This is a genomic window from Priestia sp. TRN 1309 (assembly GCF_050846875.1).
GTDB classification, from domain to species: domain Bacteria; phylum Bacillota; class Bacilli; order Bacillales; family Bacillaceae_H; genus Priestia; species Priestia zanthoxyli.
The window spans coordinates 21,446-42,827 of the sequence record NZ_JBOZGM010000002.1 but is presented as its reverse complement, the minus strand read 5'-3'; the positions used below and the strand labels follow the sequence as shown (position 1 = coordinate 42,827).

The window sequence follows — 21,382 nt, the reverse complement described above, 5'->3', positions numbered from 1 at the left end:
TTATCATTTCATGCTCTGCTTTTTATTCACCAATTCTATAGGAGCAAATGGCAAGGTGCAGGTGTGGAAGCCACGTTGAAAAAGAAGCATCTTGAATAGCAAATGTTTTGGGTTAACCTCTTCTTTGTTCGCAACATTCATACAAAGGCTGATTGTAATCACTCTTTTCCCCTCCTTTTCTTTAAATAGGTATAGCCCAGAGGTGCTATTAGAGTAGATTCCTTTATTTTGCATACATTTTTTAGAAAACTATGGTAAAAATAAGACTTATCATATGGAGGTGAATAAATTGGCAAATATCCCAAAGGATACTGAGCCCTACTGGCGCGATCATTTAAAGTTTCCAACATACCCATCTCTTTCAGAAAATCGAAAAGTTGATGTAGTAGTAGTAGGAGGCGGTATTAGCGGTATTACAACGGCTTATTTATTACAAAAAGAAGGACTGAACGTGGCGTTAATTGAAGCTGATAATATTTTAAATGGTACAACCGGTCACACAACAGCAAAGATTACAGCTCAGCATGACGTTATCTACGATGAACTGCTTTCACACATTGGCGAAGAAAAAACGCTGCTGTATTATAAAGCAAACGAACAAGCTCTGCAGTTTATGAAAAACTTAATTCAAACGGAAAACATTGACTGTGATTTTTCAGTACAAGATGCTTACTTATACGGAGAAACGCTGGAGTTTGACCATCGAGTTCGTAAAGAATTTCGAGCCTATCAGCGATTACATATTCCATGTGAATTTGCAACAGAGATTCCTTTTAGTTTTGATATTAGAGCAGCAGCTATTATGAAAGATCAAGCTCAGTTTCATCCGTTAAAATATCTGCTTCATTTAGTAAAAAAATTCACAGAAAGCGGCGGATTGATTTTTGAAAACACCGTAGCAACGGATGTAGAAGAAAGCACGTCGCCCACCGTTGTCACAAGAGACGGACATCGCATTTCTTGCAAATATGTAGTGGCGTGTTCACACTTTCCATTTTATGATGGAGCGGGCTTTTACTATACGCGCATGTATGCCAAACGTTCGTATGTGTTAGCAGCAAAAGTTGAACAAGCTTACCCTGGAGGCATGTATTTAAGTGCTGATCAGCCTACTCATTCGCTGCGTTCAACAAAAGTTGACGGAGAAGAACTCATCTTAATTGGCGGAGAAGGCCACAAAGCTGGACAAGGAATTAATACTATGTTTCACTATGAGTCCCTTCAGAGGTTCGCCGAAGAAAATTTTACTGTCCAACATTTTCGTTATAAATGGTCTGCACAAGATTTATTTACGCTTGATAAAATTCCATATATCGGGCCCCTTAAAGAAAGCAAGCCAAATATCTTTATTGCTACCGGATTTAAAAAATGGGGCATGACTCATAGCACCATTGCAGCACATATTATCCGGGATGCAATAACCGGGAAAGACAACCCATATGCAGAGTTGTATAATCCGTCTCGTTTTTATGCGGACCCTAGCCTTAAGCATTTCTTTCGTCAAAATCTTGATGTGGCTGAACACTTTATTACCGGTAAGTTTTCAATGCCTGAAAAAGGACTCGATCAGCTTCAAAATGATGAAGGGTCGGTCGTATATGTAAACAGCAAACGTACGGGGGCGTATAAAGATCCTCAAGGGAAGCTTCACTGCGTCGATACTACATGCACGCACTTAGGATGTGAAGTAAATTGGAACGCCGGTGACCGCACGTGGGACTGTCCTTGTCACGGTTCTCGTTTTTCTTACGACGGATCTGTGGTAGAAGGCCCTGCTAAAAAGCCGCTTACACCAGTGGATGTCAATTCAAGCGATAAAAAAAGCACGCCGTAGGGCATGCTTTTTTTATCATTATCAATGGATTCACATTTGAATTTACTCTTTACATCCTTCTTTTCTAAAGTATCGATTATACACTAAAACCATTGCATAAATGACTAAAAAAGAAAACGTAAAGATAATTAACCTTCCAGATTCAGGGACATGATCAAGATAGTCTGTTTCAAAAAACATAACAAACATCAAAAATGGCAATAGAAACAAAAACCAAATAAAATCTCGATCCATAAACATTTTTATAAAAAATAAAATGGCCCCGATGTAGACAATCATCAAAAACATAATCATTCACCAAATTCTATTTAATACTAGAGGTGTTGTAATGATTATATCGGATTTCTCCGGCGAAATATAGAGTCATTGGTTTTAATTTTATAAATTCCTTACAACTTTCAAACTGCTATTTTAACATAATAAGGGAATTTACTGCTGTAAAGACTCTAAGTGAGCAAAAAACTGCGGGTATGAAACGGATACCGCGTCACGATTTTCAATAATTGTTTCCCCTTCTGCAATACAAGAGGCAACAGCAAGCATCATACCGATACGGTGATCTCCGTGGCTGTTTACATTTGCTCCATGAAGTTTTGTACCTCCGTGAATAATCATTCCATCTTCCGTTGCTTCAATGTTAGCTCCCATTTTGGTTAACTCATTCACTACCGTATCAATACGGTTTGTTTCTTTGACTTTTAACTCTGCAGCATCTTTAATAACGGTAATCCCTTCTGCCTGTGTGGCAGCTAGTGCAATAATTGGGATTTCGTCAATTAGACGCGGAATTAAGTCTCCGCCTACTTCCGTACCTTTTAAGTGAGAAGCTTCTACAACTAAATCTGCATAGGGTTCCGCCGTTTCTTTTGTTTCTTTGACTGTCTCGATCGAAGCCCCCATATTTGAAAGCACCTCTAAAATACCCGTTCGAGTCGGATTCATCCCAACTTTTTGAATTTCAATGCGACTGTTTGCAATAATAGCCCCCGCTACTAAAAAGAATGCAGCTGACGAAATATCACCAGGCACTTCTACATGCGTTCCTCTTAACGTTTGACCGCCTTCAATTGAAACGGTTAATCCTTCTTCTTTCACTTTAACTCCAAACGTCTCTAGCATACGTTCTGTATGATCACGCGATTTCGCCGGTTCCGTTACAGAAGTTGTTCCTTTCGCCTGCAGTCCAGCAAGTAAAATAGCTGATTTTACTTGTGCGCTTGCAACAGGAGATGTATAGTGTATACCTTTTGCTTTCCCACCTCGAATAACAAGCGGTGTAAAATTAGCGTCTTTTCGGCCGTCTAAATGAATATTCATATCACGAAGCGGACCAGTCACACGCTTCATAGGGCGTTTGGCAATAGATTCGTCTCCAATTAACGTTGAATGAAAGGGTGTATTTGCTAAAATCCCCATCATGAGGCGAATCGTGGTGCCCGAATTTCCGACATCTAAAATATCAGATGGCTCTTTTAGCGCTTGTAGACCTTTTCCTTTTACCACAACGCTTTGTTCATCAATCATTTGAATATCTACACCTAGTTTTTGAAAGCAGGAAATGGTGCTAAGGCAATCATCTCCCGGCAAAAATCCGTTAATTGTTGTTGTTCCTTCTGCAATTGAACCAAACATGACGGAACGGTGAGAAATGGATTTATCTCCTGGAATTTGAATCGTTCCTCGTAAAGCTTTTACTGTCACAATCTGTCTCTCCTTTTATGCGTGAAGCGAATCACGAAATTCTTTAGCATCTGAAAAGTAATCAAATAACTCGTGTCCGTCACCTTTTTCTACTAATAGTTTTACTTGTTCCATTTCTTTCATCCAGTCATCGAGCAATGTTAAAAGCATAGAACGGTTTTGCTTTAATATGTCTCTCCACATATGAGGGTTGCTTGAAGCAATTCTCGTAATATCTCGAAAACCGCCTGCCGCCATTTCTGTAACAAGATGATTATTTGCTGAATAGCCTTTGACTTGTCTTACTAGACTGGTTGCAATCACATGTGGTAAATGACTGACAACTCCGGTGATTTGGTCATGAGTAGCTGCATCAAGCGGTACAAATTGTGCACCTGTAGGCTCTAGCAAATGCATAAGCGCATCTATTTTTTCTTTTTGCTCATTTTCAAACGGCGTTAAAATATAGCGCGCCGAACAAAATAAATCCGCTCGTGCATTGACTGCACCGCTCGTATGAGAACCAGCCATCGGATGCCCCCCAATAAATGAAATACGTTTTTTATTCAGCGCTTGGGCTGCTTTCATAATTTCACCTTTTGTACTTCCGACATCCGTTACGATAACCGTTTCTTTAAGCTTCCAAGTAGAAAGGTCGTGTATCCATGCTGTCGTATACTCTACTGGAGTAGCAAGCACGATATAATCTGCTTGGGCTGCTTCTGTTTTTATATCTTCAGCTACATAATCAATGATACCTAGCTGGTTGGCTACTTGTACTTCATTTGTGTTGATATCAGCTCCAACGACTGTTACGTGACGATGCTTCTTCATAGCTAGCGCTAATGATCCTCCAATAAGGCCAACGCCAATAAGTAATACACGTGTTTTCACCTTTCATTCTCCTCTATTCTTTAAAATTGCTTTGCGTATTCTTCGTGTTTTTTTACATTTTCTTGAATTAACTGAATTCGATCTGCCCCAAATTGATCGATAATAGCAGATGCTAGTTCCCAAGCAATCACGGATTCTGCTACAACCGCCGCCGCCGGTACTGCACAGCTGTCTGATCGTTCAATACTTGCAGCAAACGCCTCTTTTGTATCAATATCTATACTTTGCAGCGGCTTGTATAAGGTAGGAATAGGTTTCATGACGCCTCGCACCACAATCGGCATCCCTGTTGTCATGCCTCCTTCTAAACCTCCTGCATTATTCGTTTTACGCGTATAGCCGTTTTGTTCATCCCATAGAATTTCATCATGGACTTCACTTCCCGGTCTGCGAGCTGCTTCAAAGCCTACGCCGATTTCAACGCCTTTAAACGCGTTAATGCTCATAATAGCAGCAGCTAGCTTTGAATCTAACTTACGATCATAGTGCACGTAACTGCCTACTGCAGTAGGCATTCCTTCTACTACTACTTCCACTACGCCACCAATGCTGTCTCCATTTTCTTTTGCATCATCGATTGCTTTCATCATTTTCTGTCCCGCTTCTTCATCTAAGCAGCGAACAGGTGACGCTTCAGTTTTTTCCTGAAGTTCTGTTAGCGACTCATATGCCGTTTTTTCAGATTTCACACCGCCGATTTCAAGTACGTGACATGCAATATTTACACCTACAGCTTTTAATACTTGTTTGGCAACTGCGCCTGTGGCTACTCGTACCGTCGTTTCACGAGCAGATGAACGTTCTAATACGTTTCGCATATCTCTGTGGCCGTATTTAATCGCTCCATTTAAATCCGCGTGACCTGGACGAGGTTTTGTAATTTGTCTCTTTACTTCTTCATCATGATCAACTGGATCAGCACCCATAATATTTCTCCAGTGCGTAAAATCTTTGTTTTCAACGACTAAAGCAATTGGTGAACCAAGCGTCTCACCGTGGCGAACACCGCCTTTAATCTGAACTTGGTCTTTTTCAATCTGCATGCGGCGTCCGCGCCCATGTCCCTTTTGTCTTCTTGCTAAGTCTTCATTAATATGTTCGGCTGTTAACTCAAGTCCTGCTGGTACTCCTTCAATAATCGCTGTTAATTGAGGTCCGTGCGATTCTCCTGCTGTTAAATATCTCATATTATCGATTCCTTTCTGTTATAAAAAATAAAAAACTCGCCCCTACGTCATAGGGACGAGTTTTTCTCGCGATACCACCCTAGTTGCAAACATTACTTGCCACCTCGAATTGTTAACGATCCGCTGACCGCTCTGTAAAAGAGTACTCAAAGAGTGTAATTCGCTCACATTTTTGTACTGACTTCCACCAACCGTCAGCTCTCTGAGACAGGGAAATGTTTGCTACTAGTTTCTTATCACTGTATCACTATAAAATTAAGATAATTTTACTGCTGCACCTTTTAATTCTTCCATGAATTTGTGGAATTCAGGAATGTTCATTTGCTGTGCTGAATCTGATAGTGCTACTGCTGGGTCTGGATGAACTTCTGCCATTACAGCATCTGCGCCGATAGCAATCGCTGCTTTTGCACATGGTAATAGTAAGTCTTTGCGTCCTGTCGAATGCGTTACGTCTACTACAACTGGTAAATGCGTTTCTTTTTTCAAGATTGGAACAGCTGAGATATCTAATGTGTTGCGTGTTGCACGCTCGTATGTGCGGATACCGCGTTCACAAAGAATAATGTTTCCATTTCCGCGAGACATAATGTATTCAGCAGCGTTAATGAATTCTTCAATTGTTGCTGCCAATCCACGTTTTAAAAGAATTGGTTTGTCTACAGAACCTGCAGCTTTTAATAGCTCGAAGTTTTGCATGTTACGTGCACCAATTTGAATCACATCTACGTAGTCTAGAGCCGTTTCAATATCTTGAGGAGAAACAATTTCACTGATAATTGATAGACCTAGCTCATCTCCTACTTGACGTAAGATTTTTAATCCTTCCACTCCAAGACCTTGGAAATCATAAGGTGATGTACGTGGTTTGAACGCTCCGCCGCGCATTAATGTAATGCCTTGTTCTTTAAGCGCTAAGCCCACTTCTTTTACTTGTTCGTAGCTTTCTACTGCACATGGTCCCATTACGAATTCTAAGTTTCCAGGTCCTACTTTTGTGCCGTTGATGTCAACGATTGTATCTTCTGATTTCTTTTTACGAGATACAAGAAGTGCTTTACGGTGATCGTCTTCTTGAAGTTCTAAGCTTGCTTTGAAAATTTCTTTGAAAATATGCTGAATTGTTGAAGCTTCGAATGGACCATTATGGTTAGCTAAGATTTGATCTAATGATTTACGTTCACGAACTGGATCAAAGCGATTCACACCTTGTGTACCTTTTACTTTTCCAATTTCTTGTGCGATTTCACCGCGTTTATTTAATAATTCTAAAATTTCTAAATTTATTTCGTCGATTTGGCCTCGTAATTGTTCTAGTGATTTTGTCATTTTAAAAATCCTCCTTTGATTTTACAACCTTGAACGGATCTTTTCGTTTAGTTTGTATTTAAAAATCCGTTTTACACCTACACAGCCGCTTATGCGGATATACAAAAAGTCCCTACTGATTGTATCAGTAGGGACGAATTGATCGCGGTACCACCCTAATTGCAAGCATTGCTTGCCTCTTCATTAAGATAACGGCTATTGCCGCTTTTGACTATTGCCAAAAGAAAGCTCCAAGAATGTAATTCGCAATCTCTTTTGTACTGATTCGCACCAACCATCAGCTCTCTGAATACAGGGAAGATTTTGCTACTATGCTCTTTTCATCGCTTGTAATGGATATAAAATTATAATGGACCGAAATACAAAAAGTCCCTACTCACCCTTAAGATTGTTCTTAAGAGTCAGTAGGGACGAAAATTCGCGGTACCACCCTAGTTGCAAGCATTTTGCTTGCCTCTTCATTAAAATAACGGCCAGGCCGTCTTTTCCTGCTCGGAAAAGATGCTCAAGGAATGTACTTCGAAAAAATTTGTGTTCTGACTCGCAGCAACCGTCAGCTCTCTGTTACAGGGAAATTTTTTCTACTAGTGCTCCTATCAACGCTCAGTATTGACTATGTATGTGTACTTGGATAATCAGTTCCTATCGTTTGAAACTGTTTGTCGCTTCCAAGTTGTGTGTAATGTTGTGTGATGTTGATTTGTATTATGAATGGTTTTTTTATCTTCGTCAACACTTTTTATTAATTTTTTTTATTTTCTTAAAACCATTGCCCCTTCAAACCTCTCTCTATCAAGAGTTTTGTCACTTTAATTTTTTTTAAACACGTATTCCATTTCAGATTCACATTCAATGAATCCATGTTTTTGATACAAGCTTTTTCCAGCGGAAGAAGCATTTAACCATATTCGATTTACACCACTTTTTTGGCCGTACTGCATCAAGTGCTTTAAAGTAGCGGAAGAATAGCCGTGCTTTCGTTGATCAAAAGCTGTATACATGTTCATAACATATGCTTCTTTTCCTTGAAGGTTACCCGGTGAAGGCGGACGTATAAAAAAGACGATGCTTCCTGCTGATACAACTTTTCCATCGACTTTTAAAATAGCCGTATAATTATTTGGGCTATTTATATTCGCAGTAAAATATTCTTCTGTCGCTTTTCGAAACAGCTTCTCACTCCCATTTAGTTCTCCCAGTTCTTTCATGAGCAGCATTCGCAGGTTAACCAGGTCCTGCACGTCTTCTAATAGTGCTTTTTCAACCATTGTTCTCCCTCTTTTCGTCTCTTTTACAAAAAAAACTCTCAGCATTTGAGAGCTTCATTTAAGCAAGAAAAACAGCTCCGTATACGAGTGCTCCGACAATAACGAACGCTGGATGCACACGTAATTTTTCCAATAAAAGAAAGCTGGCTGCTACTAAAAATAGAGTTTGCCATATACCTGAATCACCGTATGAATTCATAAAAAATTCATACGCCATTAAGCCAAGTAAAATAGCGATTACGGGACGAATGTAGTTGGTCATTTTCTTAACATTTGGTGAATCTTTATACTTAAATAATATTCGAAGTAAAATGACTAAAAGCAAAACCGACGGAGCAATCGTTGCAAAAAGAGCAATCACAGAGCCTAAAATCCCTGCCTGCTGATATCCGATAAACCCCGCCATTTTTGTTGCAATTGGACCAGGAAGCGCATTTCCAATTGCCAGCATTTCACTAAACTCTTTGACCGTAAGCCAATGATAGCGATCTACGACTTCTTTTTGAATAAGCGGAATCGACGCAGGTCCTCCTCCATAGCCTAAAATATTTGAAACAAAAAACGCCATAAATAGCTGAATATAAATCATACCGATTCCCTCTTTTGCTTGTGCTCATCGCTTTCGCCTTTTTTTCCTTTTCGTTTTAGCGGAATCCAAGCTGCTGCCATAAGTACAATAATAATAACTGCTGGATGAATATGGGCAAATTCCATCAGTCCTAAACTAATAATGAGTAAGATAATAGCTGGCGTCCAGCCTAAACCAGACGTTGATTTTTTGAAAAAATCCCATGTCATAACCGCGAGCATCACTCCCACTACAGGAACGACTGCTTTGGTCATCCCCATAACCCAGGGCTGATCTTTAAATTGCGTTAAAGTGGTCAACAGTAATACCATTAAAAAAACGGTTGGAATAACGGCTGCAAATAAAGCTGTACCGAGACCTAAGATACCGCCGACTCGATAGCCGATGTATCCAGCCAGCTTTGTCGCAATAGGCCCAGGCAGCGTATTGGCAATTGCTAACAAATCGCCAAATTCATCGTCATCCATCCACTTGTACGTATCGACTACTTCTTTTTTTACAAGTGGAATAGCTGAAGGTCCTCCTCCGTAGCCGAGCATACCTGAGCGAAAAAAAGCTATAAAAATATCCAATTGTCGCATTTCTCGCGCTCCTTTCTCTGTGATCTAATAAGCAACGACGGCTCCGTCTGTTCGCGCTTCTGTGCCGCCGTATAATACACCGGTTTGTTCATCTCTTAAAATAATCTGTCCTCTTCCAAACGTATGTCTGCTCGTAGCCACATGAATATCATGCCCTTTGCGTTCTAATGCTTCTACAATATGTGAAGGCATTTCTTTTTCCACAAGAACCTTTTTATGTTCAATCCACTGCCATCTTGGTGCATCTAAAGCTGCCTGAGGATTTAGATGAAAATCAATCATATTCATGATGACTTGCACATGTCCTTGCGGCTGCATAAATTTACCCATTACACCGAATGAACCTACAGCACTTTTATTCTTTGTTAAAAATCCAGGAATAATGGTATGATAGGTTCGTTTTCCAGGCTCTAATCGGTTATGGTGCTGTGGGTCTAACGAAAAATTGTGCCCGCGGTTTTGCAGGCATATGCCCGTATTAGGTACGACAAGTCCTGAGCCAAAATCCATGTAATTACTTTGAATGAATGATACCATGTTTCCTTCTCCATCAGCTGTAGCCAAATAGATCGTGCCGCTATGAGACGGCTGTCCGGCTTCGGGAATAAGCGCTTTTTCACCAATCAGCCCTCTGCGCTTGTTTGCATAAGAATCATTCAACAAATCTTCAACTGCTACTGTCATTTTATCAGCATCTGTAATAAATTTTTGTCCATCTGCAAACGCTAGCTTCATAGCTTCAATTTGCTTGTGGTATGTATCGACAGAATCTTTGGCATCAAAAGAAAAACCTTTTAGCGTATTTAAAGCTAAAAGCGCAATAAGGCCTTGGCCGTTGGGCGGTATTTCCCACACATCGTATCCTCGGTAAGAAGTTGAAATCGGCTTTACCCACTCTGCTTTAAAAGCTGCTAAATCCTCTTTTGCTAAAAATCCGCCGTGTTTTTTCGAAAAAGCTGCTATTTTATCAGCTAAATCCCCTCTGTAAAAAGATTCTCCATTCGTTTCGGCAATTTCAAGCAGTGTAGCAGCATGGTCTGGTGATCGCCACATTTCCCCTACCTTAGGAGCAGATCCATTGTTAGTAAATGTCTCAAACCAGTGTTTATATTCTTCACCTTTTAACGCGTGTGTAAATCGTTCAAACGCTCGTTCCCAATTGTACCCTAAAATTGGGGAGATTGGGAACCCTTCTTGCGCATAAGAAATAGCCGGCTGCAGCACTTCTTTTAACGGTAGCCGGCCAAAGCGTTTTGACAGCTCCACCCACGCACTCGGGGCACCTGGGACCGTAACAGGAACAAAACCGCGAGCCGGCATCTCTTTTATCCCCATGGCGCGCAGAGCCTCAATAGAGATAGAAGCAGGAGCAGGACCGCTCGCGTTGAGTCCATATAGTTCTTCATTTATCCACACAAGAGCAAATGCGTCTCCGCCAATTCCATTTGAAGTAGGTTCTACCACCGTTAAACAAGCTGCGGAGGCAATAGCAGCATCTACTGCATTGCCTCCTTTTTTCAACATTTCAAGACCCGCCTGAGCGGCAAGAGGCTGACTAGTTGCTACCATTCCGTTTTTTCCAAACGTGCACGTACGCTGCGATGCATATGGGTGTGTGAAAAAGTATTCGCTCATAGAAAATCTCCTCATTTCTTTATATGGTGAATAACGAATCTTTACAGACTAGACAACGCTACTTCTTCCTCATAAACTTCTAAAGCTGCTTGCAGAGCAGAACCAGCATTTACGCTTGCCCCGTTTCGAATAAGCACTGCTTCAAGACCGGCTAATGTAAAGAGAACGTTGTCTTTACGGCAGCTGTATCCCATTGTACCGATACGCCATATTTTTCCGTGCATCGGCCCAAAAGAACTTGCGATTTCAATTCCAAATTGTTCAAGAAGAGTAGAACGAACTGCTTCCCCATCAATTCCTAATGGAATTAAGACGCACGTAACGGTTGGAACTTTTGAGTGCTCATCGCCAAATAAAGATAATCCCATTGCTTTAATTCCGGCTACAAGTGCTTTTTCGTGGAGACGATGTCTTGCAAATCTTTCTTCTAACCCTTCTTCTAAAATAACGCGCAGCCCTTCTCTCAAAGCATAGAGCATGGACGTTGCTTCCGTGTGATGATTTAGCCTGCGCTCACTCCAATAGTCTTGAAGCTGACTCAAATCAAAATAGTTGCTGATAATATTTGGACGCAGACGAACAGTTTGAGCATCTGCTTTTGTCGCAATTCCTTTTTCAACTTTTTTACGTTCCATGATAATTTTTTCAATACGATCATTGTACGTAATAGGTGCCATACCCGACGGAACAGATAAACACTTTTGTGTACCTGCAATCAATGCGTCAATGTTCCACTCGTCTACTTTTACATCCGTGCCGCCGATAGTAGCTACTGCGTCGACGATAAATAAAACACCTTGGTCGCGACATGCAGCACCAATTTCTTTAAGAGGCTGCATTCTCCCTGTAGACGTTTCGCCATGAACCATTGCAACGATTTTTGGGTTTACTTTTTTTATTTCCTGGATTACGGTCTCAGGGTCAAACACTTCTCCCCATTCGCATTCAATATTGTGTACCTCAGCTCCGTAGCGCTCGGCAATTTCCGTTAATAAATAGCCAAAGCGGCCGAAAATCGGGACGAATACTTTATCGCCCGGTTCAACTACACTTGCAAGAACTGCTTCAATCCCAGCTCTAGACGTTCCATCAACGGGAAAAGCCCATTTGTTTTTGGTTTGAAATAGCTCACGAAGCATTTCCATCGTTTCGTTCATAATGCGCGTAAATGCGGGGTCGAACTGACCTAAAATAGGTGTTCCTAATGCTCTTAATACGCGTGGATCTGCTTCTACGGGGCCTGGTGTCATAATCGTACGCGGCGGTGTATGAAGCTGTTTTGTTATAGTCATGTCAAATTCCTCCTAGTAGGCAAGTTTATATAATAGTTCTATTAATACCTTTACTCCTTTTTCTAACTGTTCTCCTTTGGTGAATTCCTTTGGGGAATGGCTGATTCCATCTTGGCTCGGGACGAATAACAAACATGTGGGAACTCTTCGCCCGAATACCTGCGAGTCGTGTCCTGCACCGCTTACTAATTCTCGGGAGGAGATATTCTTTTCCGAGGAAATAATTTTGGAAAGTTCAGATAATTGTTCGCTCATGGCAACAGGTTTTTCATCCATCCAGCAGTTGAGATTCACTTCTAAATCCCCTGCTGTTCGCTGGATAATCTCCTTCATTTCTTGTTCTGCTTCTTGTAAAACCTTATACTCATGATGTCTTATATCGACCGTGAATTCTACATATCCTGGTATTACATTCGGTGCATTTGGAGAAAGTGTAATTTTTCCAACCGTTACGTATAAAGCGTTATGATATTTTTCGCTCAATTCAATAAATGCCTTAGCGAGTTTGCAGCTCACATAAAATGCATCTTTTCGGATGTTCATCGGGGTTGTGCCCGCATGGTTACTTTCACCTTTAACAGATACTGTAAATCGTTTCTGCCCGACGATACTAGAAACAATTCCGATATCGCAATGAGACATTTCAAGCTGCTTTCCTTGCTCGATATGCAGTTCAATAAAAGAAGCGATGTCTGTGCGGTATGGCTCGCTGTGGAGGCCTTCTCCGAAATTGAGTTGTTTCATTGCGTCATCCAGCTTAACCCCTTCTTTATTTATAACATGTTTTGCATCACTTTTGCTGTGTAATCCATTCATATTACCTGATCCCCAATACGTAAGAGGAAATCTGCTACCTTCTTCTTCACAAAGTGATACGACCTCTAAGGTTTTTGTAGGGGAGCCATAATGCGCATATAGGTACTGCAGAGCAATGATACCTGCCACAACACCAAAAGCCCCGTCATATTTTCCTCCGTTTATCACGGTGTCGATATGGGATCCTGTTAAAATAACTTGTTGTTCTGGACCCGTTCCTTGCAACCGTCCAAATAAATTTCCTACATCATCGTAATACGTTTTGAGGTGAAGTCCCTTCATTTTTTCTTCCAATGCCTTTTGAGCTGCATTCCACTGTTCCGTATATAAAAGCCTCGTGACACCTTCTTTTTCATCTAACCCAAACTGTGACAACCAGCTAATGTTTTCTTCGATTTGCTGACAAAGCTTAGATTTTCCCGTCATATCTGCAACCATTGCTATCCCTCCTGCTATCTTCATTTTAAGAAAATGACTGATTGTTTTCATTAATACTTCCTACAATGATTTAGTGTTTTTTTGGCTATTATCACTAAATACACAAAGTCTTATATACGTTACTTTTTCTAACGTTATATGTTATTTATTTTATCTTACAGAATTAAATAAACTTCTTCATTAACAATTTATACATTTTTTTCTGAAAATTTTATTTATTTTAACTAAACTTTCTTATAAAATAGAAGGTAGATAAAAATACGCGCAGGGAAATGTGAGAATTTTTAACAAAAGGAGTAATGAATAATGGAACTACAAACTCTTTTACGCATCCCGATTTATGAGAAAGCATCTGTAGTAGCTGGACAAAAAGGGGTCACCCGCAAAGTACATAACGTCAATATGATGGACGCACCCGATATTTTATCTTTTTTAAAAGAAGGAGAATTTTTAATTACAACGGGTTATCACTTCAAAGAACATGAAGAAAGCTTAGCAAAACTTGTAGAAGGAATGGCTAAAAAGAAATGTGCAGGATTGGCCATAAAAACGAAACGTTTTTTCGAACACGTGCCTGTTTCTATTTGTCAGCTAGCTGATGAACTTCACTTTCCAATCATTGATTTCCAAACGGACGAAACGTTAGGCGCGGTTATTAATGAATCTCTCAGCTTTATTTTAGATAAAAAAACAGCCGAGCTTCAGCAAGCGATGGTCACACATCAGCTATTTTCCTCCTACATCTTACAAGGAAAAGGCATTGAGAAAATTATGCAATCCATTCAAACGTTATGCAATGCTCACGTTGCCCTTTTTGATACCCATGGCCATGAACTCTTTTACACAAACAAACGCGAACCTTTTTCGCTCCCAATGGAAGAAGCGGTAGCGGGCGCTAAGCAGCTGTTTTTACGAACGTCAAAATATACAACCTTTTCCTTTTTGAACACAAAAAAAACCGTTACGCTTTTTCCGATTGCTACTCATACAAGAAAGTACAGTTATTTATTTATTGAACACCAAGTTTCTTTATCCGATTCAGCGCTCCTAACGATTGAACAAGCGACAAACGTTTTATCCTTCGAAATGATGAGACAGCAGGCTTTGTATGAAGCTGAACGGCGACGAAAAAACGATTTTTTCAATCAGCTTGTTAACAATTATTATAAAACGCCTGAGGATGCTTCCTTTCAAGCAAAGATGATGGGCTTATCAGCAGGAAACAGCTATATTTGCGCCGTTGGGAAAATTCATTCTACATTCACGCCTTACAGCGATGATGATATGATCTATGAGCTCCTTCAATATGAGTTATCAGCAGGTCCTACAGAGGCCGTTTTGTTTTTCTATGACAATCTTTACATTCTCTTGTTTACACCTCATTCTCAACCTATGATTATAGAATGCTTGCATCGCTTGCAGGAAGCTGTTTACCGTCACTACGATAAGCGAATGTCATTTGGAATTGGAAACCAAAGCCAATCCCTACTTACAATCGCTGACTCATATAAAGAAGCTGTTGAAGCTCTTGAAACCATCCATTTTAAAGATCAGTCAAAGCTTATTCAATTTTATCAGCCAAAACAGTTCAAAGAGCTGCTGAGGTTGCTTCCAGCAAACGATTTACAGGATTACTATTCTCAAACATTAGAAGGTTTGCTGCAGTACGATAAGAAAGATCGCTCCATCTTACTTGACACGCTTGAAACATATCTAAATTCCAATTGCCAAATCTCAGAGACTGCTAAGCAGTTATTCGTTCACCGGAACACGGTAATCTATCGAATCGAAAAATGCGAAGAGTTACTAAAAAGACCTATTCACACGTCAGAGGAAACCCTTCGGCTGCGCGTAGCTTTTCAAATTTTTTCTCTTGTGCATGCCAATTAAGTATAACTACAATAAAAAACGCCTGAGTAGATACTCAAGCGTTTTTTATTGTAGTGCATATTATTTATTTCGCTTTTAATTTAGACTGTACTGATTGTAATTTCCCAGCCATCGTATGATTTTCTTTATCACGGCGATCATCAATTCGTAAATTTGTACACACGCGCTGAATACCATTTTCAAAAGGTACTTCATGCATCTCTTGAACAACTTTTAGCAGCGTGCTTAATTCCCCTTCAATCAATGTATTCATAGGGGTTAATTGATATGTAATTTCATCTTCATGCTTGGCCAGCACTTTTTGAATATCAGCTACGTACTGACTCACGCTTGGCGTTTCCGTACCTACCGGAATAATGGTTACATCTACAATAGCCATGTTATACACTCCTTTTGTTTATTCTCCAATTATCATACCAAACGACACAAAAATTTCCTACTTTTACGTTTACGGTGCATAGAAAAAAGGAATAGTTATGCAACTACTCCTTTTTGTTACACTCTTATAGGTAACGCTTTGCTCCTAAGTAACGTTTTGACCAGTAAGAGTTGCTTAATGATGTGATTGTTACGCCTGTTGAAGAACCTGCATGCATGAATTGACCGTTTCCGATATAAATTCCAGCATGGCTAGCTCCTGGTTGGTACGTTTCAAAGAAAACGATATCTCCAGGCTGAGGTGAACTTACACGCGTACCAGTTTGATAGATACTAGCAACTGTACGAGGAAGACTTACACCTACTGCATTGCGATATACATAGTTAAGGTAACCACTGCAATCAAATCCTCCAGGCGCAGCTCCGCCCCAAACATAAGGTGTTCCCATAAAACGTTTACCGTATGAAATAACTTTTGAAGCTGAGCTTGAGCTTGTGCTGCTTCCTGTTGATGTTGAAGGTTTTGAGCTGCTTGAGCTGCTTGAGCTGCTTGAGCTGCTTGAGCTGCTTGAGTTTAATTTATTTAGCGTATCCGGACCCGCTTCTCCGTCTACTAATAAACCATTTGCACGTTGAAATGATTTTACTGCACTTGTTGTAATTGAGCCAAAGTATCCTGTTACACCAGCTGAGAAGTAACCTTTATTTTTTAGTTTTTGCTGAAGGCTGCTTACTGCTGAACCTTTCATACCTTGACGTAAAATAGTTGAGCTGCTAGAGCTAGAACCGCCAGTTGAAGCGCTAGAACCCCCATTTTTTAATTTACTTAACGTAGCTGGACCCGCAATTCCATCCACAGACAGTCCATTTGCACGTTGAAATGCCATTACTGCATTCTTTGTAATTGAACCGAAGTATTGAGTTGTAGTTCCTTTAAAATAGCCTTTATTCTTTAGCTGTTGCTGTAAAGATTGTACGTTTGGTCCTGTTGAACCAACGCGCAGCAATGAGCTTGAGCTAACTGATGAACTTGATGAGCTTCCACTTCCTAGCAGTTTATTAAATGTAGCTTGACCTGCAATACCATCTGCTGATAAACCATTTGCGCGCTGAAACGATTTTACTGCGCTAGTCGTGATTGAACCGTAATAGTTTGTTGTTGTACCGTATGTAAAATAACCTTTGTTTTTTAATTTTTGCTGTAATTCTTTCACATCTGAATTACTTGTTCCTGGGTGCAGCGTAGCATCTCCTAAAGCAGCTTCACTAATTGTAGGTACTACTGTTAAAGATCCACATAACGCTAACGAATATATCAACTTTTTCATAAAAAAAGGTTCCTCCAATGCCATAATCTACTAATCTATAAGACGTTTACATTGTAACAACACATTATTACAAAATAACATCACTAATATTACATTTATGTTACAGGGAACGACAGTAGCGCAGCCGTATGGTGTATATTGTCGTAGTTTATTGTCGTTTAACACTTAATAAGTTCGACAAAAAAGCTAATATATTCCAATATTATTCCTTTTCCTACACTAATAATAGGTAAAAAATCACCCGTAACATTATCTTTATATTTCAAAAAAAACAATTTATTTTTTTTTTGAAATGTGAAACTTTTTTTAAAATTATTCGTTTAGTGGATTTGTTCCCCTCTTCAGCAAAACAGCTTTTCTTCTAAAAATTTATATTATTTCCATATTAATGAATAAAAAAGCGCGGGCTGAAAAAAATAGTCTTGTTATGTTGGAAACAAGGAGGATTATTTTATGAGCCATAAAGGTATTCATGGTACAAATGTTAGCGGATCAGGTGACTCGGAAGACAAACGCTATGCAAACGGAGAGAACGAGCAGACGCTTACGACGCGTCAAGGTCACCCCATTCGTGATAACCAAAATTCTCGAACGGTAGGCAACAGAGGACCTGCTACTCTTGAAAATTACCAGCTGATTGAAAAACTTTCGCATTTTGATCGTGAACGTATACCGGAACGTGTTGTTCATGCCCGAGGAACGGGAGCTCATGGATATTTTGAAACTTACGGAAAACTTGGGGACGAGCCCGTTGAAAAATACACCCGCGCAAAAGTTTTTTCAGGAGCAGGCAAACAGACGCCCGTTTTTGTCAGATTTTCTACCGTAACTCATGGAAAGGACTCTCCAGAAACGATGCGAGACCCAAGGGGATTTGCTGTAAAGTTCTATACAGAAGACGGGAACTGGGACTTAGTAGGAAATAACCTTAAAATATTTTTTATTCGCGATGCTATTAAATTCCCTGATTTGATTCATGCTTTTAAGCCCGATCCTGTGACAAACCGTCAAGATACCGAGCGTATTTTTGATTTTATTTCTCATACACCTGAGGCTATGCATATGATTACTTTTTTATTTTCACCTTGGGGAATACCTGCTAACTATCGGCAAATGCAAGGTTCCGGTGTTAATACATATAAGTGGGTAAACAAAGATGGCGATGCCTTTCTTGTTAAATACCATTGGGAACCAAAACAAGGAATTAAAAATTTGACCCAAAAACAAGCAGAAGAAATTCAGGCTAAAAATATCAGTCACGCTACTCAAGACTTGTATGAAGCGATCGAGAGCGGCAACTACCCTGAGTGGGAACTTTGTATGCAAGTCATGGAAGACGGAGAGCATTCCGAACTAGATTTCGATCCGCTTGATGACACGAAAATTTGGCCGGAAGACCAGTTTCCATTTCTTCCAGTAGGTAAAATGGTCCTAGATAAAAATCCAAGCAACGTATTTGCTGAAACGGAGCAAGTCGCATTTGGTACGGGTGTGCTTGTGGATGGGCTAGATTTTTCTGATGATAAAATGCTGCAAGGAAGAACGTTTTCTTATTCCGACACGCAGCGTCACCGTGTGGGAACAAACTACTTGCAACTGCCTATTAACGCGCCGAAAAAACATGTAGCAACAAATCAACGAGATGGTCAAATGGCCTATCATGTAGATGCAGCTCCTGGTCAGAACCCGCATGTGAATTATGAGCCATCTTCTCTTGGAGGTCTTCAAGAAGCGCATGATCATCCAAAACCTCATCAGCCTTATGTTGAAGGGAATGTAAAAAAAGAAAAAATTGACCGTACAAATGACTTTAAGCAAGCTGGTGAACGCTATCGTTTATTAGAAGACTGGGAACGTGATGAGCTTATTCAAAACTTAGTAGACGGTTTAAAATGCTGTCACCATACCGTTCAAACAAAGATGATTAAGCTTTTAACTCAATGTGATTTTGACTACGGCAATCGAGTAGCTAATGGTATCGGTCTTCTCATGCATGATGATGGTTCTTTAGAAATTGAAATGGGAGCAGAAATGACTCCTACATATGGGAAATTGCCAAAAGAAGGCGGTTCACCGTTAGGAAGCAACAAAGCTGCTGATGCGGTAGAAGAAGCTAATGAAAAAGGAAAAGACGCCCATCCTTATTAACAAAAAACATCCTGCAGCGACAGCAGGATGTTTTTTGGGTTAAACGCTTATGACCAAGTAACGGCAAACACGTGGTAGTCATTTTTTAACTGTGGCGCATCAATGGGTGTCCCGTGCTGATATCCTTGTGTAACTCTTTTAGGATGTAAGGGTTGAACCCATTCTTTCACTTGCTGGTTTGTACCATTTGCTAAAATATATACACAATCAGAAAATGCCCCGTCATTGTTTGGACTATCAACTTTTAGTACTTCCACTAACACATCTTGGACACACGTTTTTCTCTGAATACATGTAAGCGTATGGTAGATGATATCAGCGGACACATCGTTATTTAAACGAAAGCCCACCTTTTTTTGTTCAAAAAAAGACGAGAATGAGACGATTGGTAATGTCTTTTTTTGTTCATACGCTTGAGATAAAATCTTGACAAGAACTTCTCCACTCAAGATGATCCCTCTTTCTAAAAAACGCTTCATCACAACATATGTGAGCATTGGTTATGCTCATAGGATAATATATTATCATAGTTTAATTCTGTGGTGTTAGTCTTTTTTGGGGTTTTTACACTGGGAATTATACCCGCCTATTTCTTGCGTTTCCCCGACGTTCTCGCTACTAGCAAAAGAACGAATAATAAAATAAATACCCCTGCTCCTACAAACATATCGTACAAGAAATCCAGCATCATACTCCTCCTTTTCCTCCAAAAAAAACGCTGTTAAAACCAAGCGTTTTAACAGCGTTTTTTCGTTAGATAAAGCCTAGCATATTAATAAATACAATGATAATTAAAACAGGTGCGATGTATCGAATAGCAAGAAGCCATAAAGAGAACCAGCGCTTCACATTCGTCGAACCATGCTTAAACTCTTCAATTAACACATCTTTTTTCATCTTCCAAGGAACAAAGATGGCAATTAAAAGAGCACCGAGAGGCATAAGGATATTACTTACAAGAAAATCAAAAGCGTCAAAGATGCTTTTTCCAAAGATCGATACGTCACTTAATAAACCATACGATAGTGCTGAAGGTATTCCTACCACAAAGATTAGTAAGCCCGAAATCCAAGATAGCTTTATGCGCTTATGCTGCTCTCCTTTGGCTAATGAAGCAACAATAATTTCTAACATCGAAAACGCAGATGTTAAAGTAGCAAATAAAAACAGCGCCAAAAAGAAAGTTTGAAACACAATTCCGAACGGAAGCTGTTCAAAAATAGAAGGCAATACAATAAATAAAAGACCTGGTCCTTCCGTCGGCTTGACGCCCATTGAAAAGACTGCAGGGAAAATTGCCAAACCTGCTAGTAAAGAAATCAAAATATTTAACGCTGAAATTGAAATAGCCGATTTTGGCAAGTTTTGCTGTTTAGACAGATACGAACTGTACGTAACCATAACCGAAACGCCTACGCTAAGCGAAAAGAATGCTTGTCCCATTGCAAACAAAATGGTTTGGGAGGTAAGCTTTGAAAAATCTGGATACAAAAAGAAAGATACGCCTTCCATCGCTCCGTCTAATGTTAAAGAACGAATAATAATAATAATAAATAAAATAAAGAGAGCAGGCATTAAAATTTTGTTTGCTTTTTCAATACCATTTTGAATACCTCTTGCTACTACAACAATTGTTAAAAGAAGAAAAACAAATTGAGAGATAACAGCACTTGTCGGATTAGCAATGGTGGAGTTAAATAAACTCCCGTAGTCACTTACTCCATTGAGCTGACCCGTGACGCTTGCAAAAATATATTGTAAAATCCATCCTCCTACTACACTATAGAAAGATAATAAAATGAAGCATGTAATCACGCCTAAATACCCGATTCCTTTCCAAAGAGAACCGGGAGCAACTGCATCATAAGCACGAATTGCTTCTTTTTGTGTATGTCTACCTAGTACAAATTCAGCAAGCAAAAGCGGCAAACCAATAATTGCTGTAAACAAGATAAACAGTAAAAAAAAGGCCCCTCCTCCGCTTGTTCCGGCTACATAAGGAAGTTTCCAAATGGCTCCGATTCCAATTGCTGAACCGGCGGATGCCAAGATAAAGCCGAGTTTTGATGTCCATTGTTCGTTTTGACTCATGTTT

19 protein-coding genes and 3 other annotated features are annotated in these 21,382 nt (G+C 39.9%); of the genes, 3 read left to right on the top strand and 16 right to left on the bottom strand.

Features of this window, described 5'->3' with window-relative positions:
* Positions 1 to 3 precede the first annotated feature (3 nt).
* Positions 4 to 162, bottom strand: coding sequence for a hypothetical protein (locus ACRPLQ_RS07535; protein WP_155404191.1), 159 nt, complete (start codon positions 160 to 162; stop codon positions 4 to 6).
* 127 nt (positions 163 to 289) lie between these two features.
* Here ACRPLQ_RS07535 and ACRPLQ_RS07530 point away from each other — a divergent pair, with 127 nt between their 5' ends.
* Positions 290 to 1,834 carry an FAD-dependent oxidoreductase gene (locus tag ACRPLQ_RS07530; protein WP_080754504.1) on the top strand — a complete coding sequence of 515 codons (1,545 nt, stop codon included), beginning with the start codon at positions 290 to 292 and terminating at the stop codon, positions 1,832 to 1,834.
* Positions 1,835 to 1,876: 42 nt separating this feature from the next.
* Here ACRPLQ_RS07530 and ACRPLQ_RS07525 read toward each other — a convergent pair whose 3' ends face one another.
* The 11 genes from ACRPLQ_RS07525 to allC form a co-directional block, all read right to left on the bottom strand.
* Positions 1,877 to 2,122, bottom strand: a complete 246-nt coding sequence (locus ACRPLQ_RS07525) for a hypothetical protein (protein WP_013057694.1) — start codon at positions 2,120 to 2,122, stop codon at positions 1,877 to 1,879.
* Positions 2,123 to 2,263: 141 nt separating this feature from the next.
* Positions 2,264 to 3,535, bottom strand: a complete 1,272-nt coding sequence (aroA, locus tag ACRPLQ_RS07520; RefSeq protein WP_432235854.1) for a 3-phosphoshikimate 1-carboxyvinyltransferase — start codon at positions 3,533 to 3,535, stop codon at positions 2,264 to 2,266.
* A gap of 15 nt (positions 3,536 to 3,550) precedes the next feature.
* Complete coding sequence (locus ACRPLQ_RS07515; protein ID WP_033580624.1) at positions 3,551 to 4,408, bottom strand: prephenate dehydrogenase; 858 nt, start codon at positions 4,406 to 4,408, stop codon at positions 3,551 to 3,553.
* A 20-nt stretch (positions 4,409 to 4,428) separates the two neighbouring features.
* Positions 4,429 to 5,595: a chorismate synthase gene (gene aroC, locus ACRPLQ_RS07510; RefSeq protein ID WP_432235853.1), complete on the bottom strand. Its 1,167-nt coding sequence runs from the start codon at positions 5,593 to 5,595 to the stop codon at positions 4,429 to 4,431.
* A gap of 48 nt (positions 5,596 to 5,643) precedes the next feature.
* Positions 5,644 to 5,844, bottom strand: a binding site (T-box leader).
* 6 nt (positions 5,845 to 5,850) lie between these two features.
* A complete protein-coding gene (locus ACRPLQ_RS07505) occupies positions 5,851 to 6,924 on the bottom strand; it encodes a bifunctional 3-deoxy-7-phosphoheptulonate synthase/chorismate mutase (RefSeq protein ID WP_013057698.1) in 1,074 nt (357 codons plus the stop codon).
* 126 nt (positions 6,925 to 7,050) lie between these two features.
* Positions 7,051 to 7,257: a binding site (T-box leader), on the bottom strand.
* Between the two features lie 70 nt (positions 7,258 to 7,327).
* Positions 7,328 to 7,533, bottom strand: a binding site (T-box leader).
* Positions 7,534 to 7,733: 200 nt separating this feature from the next.
* Entirely contained in the window at positions 7,734 to 8,192 is a 459-nt protein-coding gene (locus ACRPLQ_RS07500) for a GNAT family N-acetyltransferase (protein ID WP_432235852.1), read from the bottom strand.
* Positions 8,193 to 8,250: 58 nt separating this feature from the next.
* Positions 8,251 to 8,781 (bottom strand): chromate transporter, encoded by a 531-nt coding sequence (locus ACRPLQ_RS07495; RefSeq protein WP_014459451.1) that lies wholly within the window; start codon positions 8,779 to 8,781, stop codon positions 8,251 to 8,253.
* Positions 8,778 to 9,362, bottom strand: coding sequence for a chromate transporter (locus ACRPLQ_RS07490; protein ID WP_028412785.1), 585 nt, complete (start codon positions 9,360 to 9,362; stop codon positions 8,778 to 8,780). Before ACRPLQ_RS07490 ends, ACRPLQ_RS07495 begins: the two co-directional genes overlap by 4 nt.
* A gap of 24 nt (positions 9,363 to 9,386) precedes the next feature.
* A complete protein-coding gene (gene ggt, locus ACRPLQ_RS07485; RefSeq protein WP_048019000.1) occupies positions 9,387 to 10,997 on the bottom strand; it encodes a gamma-glutamyltransferase in 1,611 nt (536 codons plus the stop codon).
* 41 nt (positions 10,998 to 11,038) lie between these two features.
* The gene (locus tag ACRPLQ_RS07480) at positions 11,039 to 12,289 is read right to left on the bottom strand and encodes a pyridoxal-phosphate-dependent aminotransferase family protein (protein ID WP_432235851.1); all 1,251 of its coding nucleotides are present in this window, start codon (positions 12,287 to 12,289) and stop codon (positions 11,039 to 11,041) included.
* A gap of 12 nt (positions 12,290 to 12,301) precedes the next feature.
* Positions 12,302 to 13,543, bottom strand: a complete 1,242-nt coding sequence (allC, locus tag ACRPLQ_RS07475; RefSeq protein ID WP_432236023.1) for an allantoate deiminase — start codon at positions 13,541 to 13,543, stop codon at positions 12,302 to 12,304.
* Positions 13,544 to 13,849: 306 nt separating this feature from the next.
* Between allC and ACRPLQ_RS07470 the strand changes: the two genes are divergently transcribed.
* Complete coding sequence (locus ACRPLQ_RS07470; protein ID WP_432235850.1) at positions 13,850 to 15,433, top strand: PucR family transcriptional regulator; 1,584 nt, start codon at positions 13,850 to 13,852, stop codon at positions 15,431 to 15,433.
* A gap of 64 nt (positions 15,434 to 15,497) precedes the next feature.
* Here ACRPLQ_RS07470 and ACRPLQ_RS07465 read toward each other — a convergent pair whose 3' ends face one another.
* Positions 15,498 to 15,812, bottom strand: coding sequence for an MTH1187 family thiamine-binding protein (locus ACRPLQ_RS07465; protein ID WP_367078002.1), 315 nt, complete (start codon positions 15,810 to 15,812; stop codon positions 15,498 to 15,500).
* Between the two features lie 124 nt (positions 15,813 to 15,936).
* Positions 15,937 to 17,139 carry a peptidoglycan-binding protein gene (locus ACRPLQ_RS07460; protein WP_432235849.1) on the bottom strand — a complete coding sequence of 401 codons (1,203 nt, stop codon included), beginning with the start codon at positions 17,137 to 17,139 and terminating at the stop codon, positions 15,937 to 15,939.
* Positions 17,140 to 17,592: 453 nt separating this feature from the next.
* On the opposite strand from ACRPLQ_RS07460, the gene ACRPLQ_RS07455 reads away from it, so the two are divergent.
* Positions 17,593 to 19,287, top strand: a complete 1,695-nt coding sequence (locus tag ACRPLQ_RS07455) for a catalase (RefSeq protein ID WP_367078001.1) — start codon at positions 17,593 to 17,595, stop codon at positions 19,285 to 19,287.
* Positions 19,288 to 19,334: 47 nt separating this feature from the next.
* On the opposite strand, the gene ACRPLQ_RS07450 is transcribed toward ACRPLQ_RS07455, so the two are convergent.
* The gene (locus ACRPLQ_RS07450; RefSeq protein ID WP_224980258.1) at positions 19,335 to 19,736 is read right to left on the bottom strand and encodes a hypothetical protein; all 402 of its coding nucleotides are present in this window, start codon (positions 19,734 to 19,736) and stop codon (positions 19,335 to 19,337) included.
* A gap of 304 nt (positions 19,737 to 20,040) precedes the next feature.
* Positions 20,041 to 21,378: a sodium-dependent transporter gene (locus ACRPLQ_RS07445; protein ID WP_014459442.1), complete on the bottom strand. Its 1,338-nt coding sequence runs from the start codon at positions 21,376 to 21,378 to the stop codon at positions 20,041 to 20,043.
* Positions 21,379 to 21,382 lie beyond the last annotated feature (4 nt).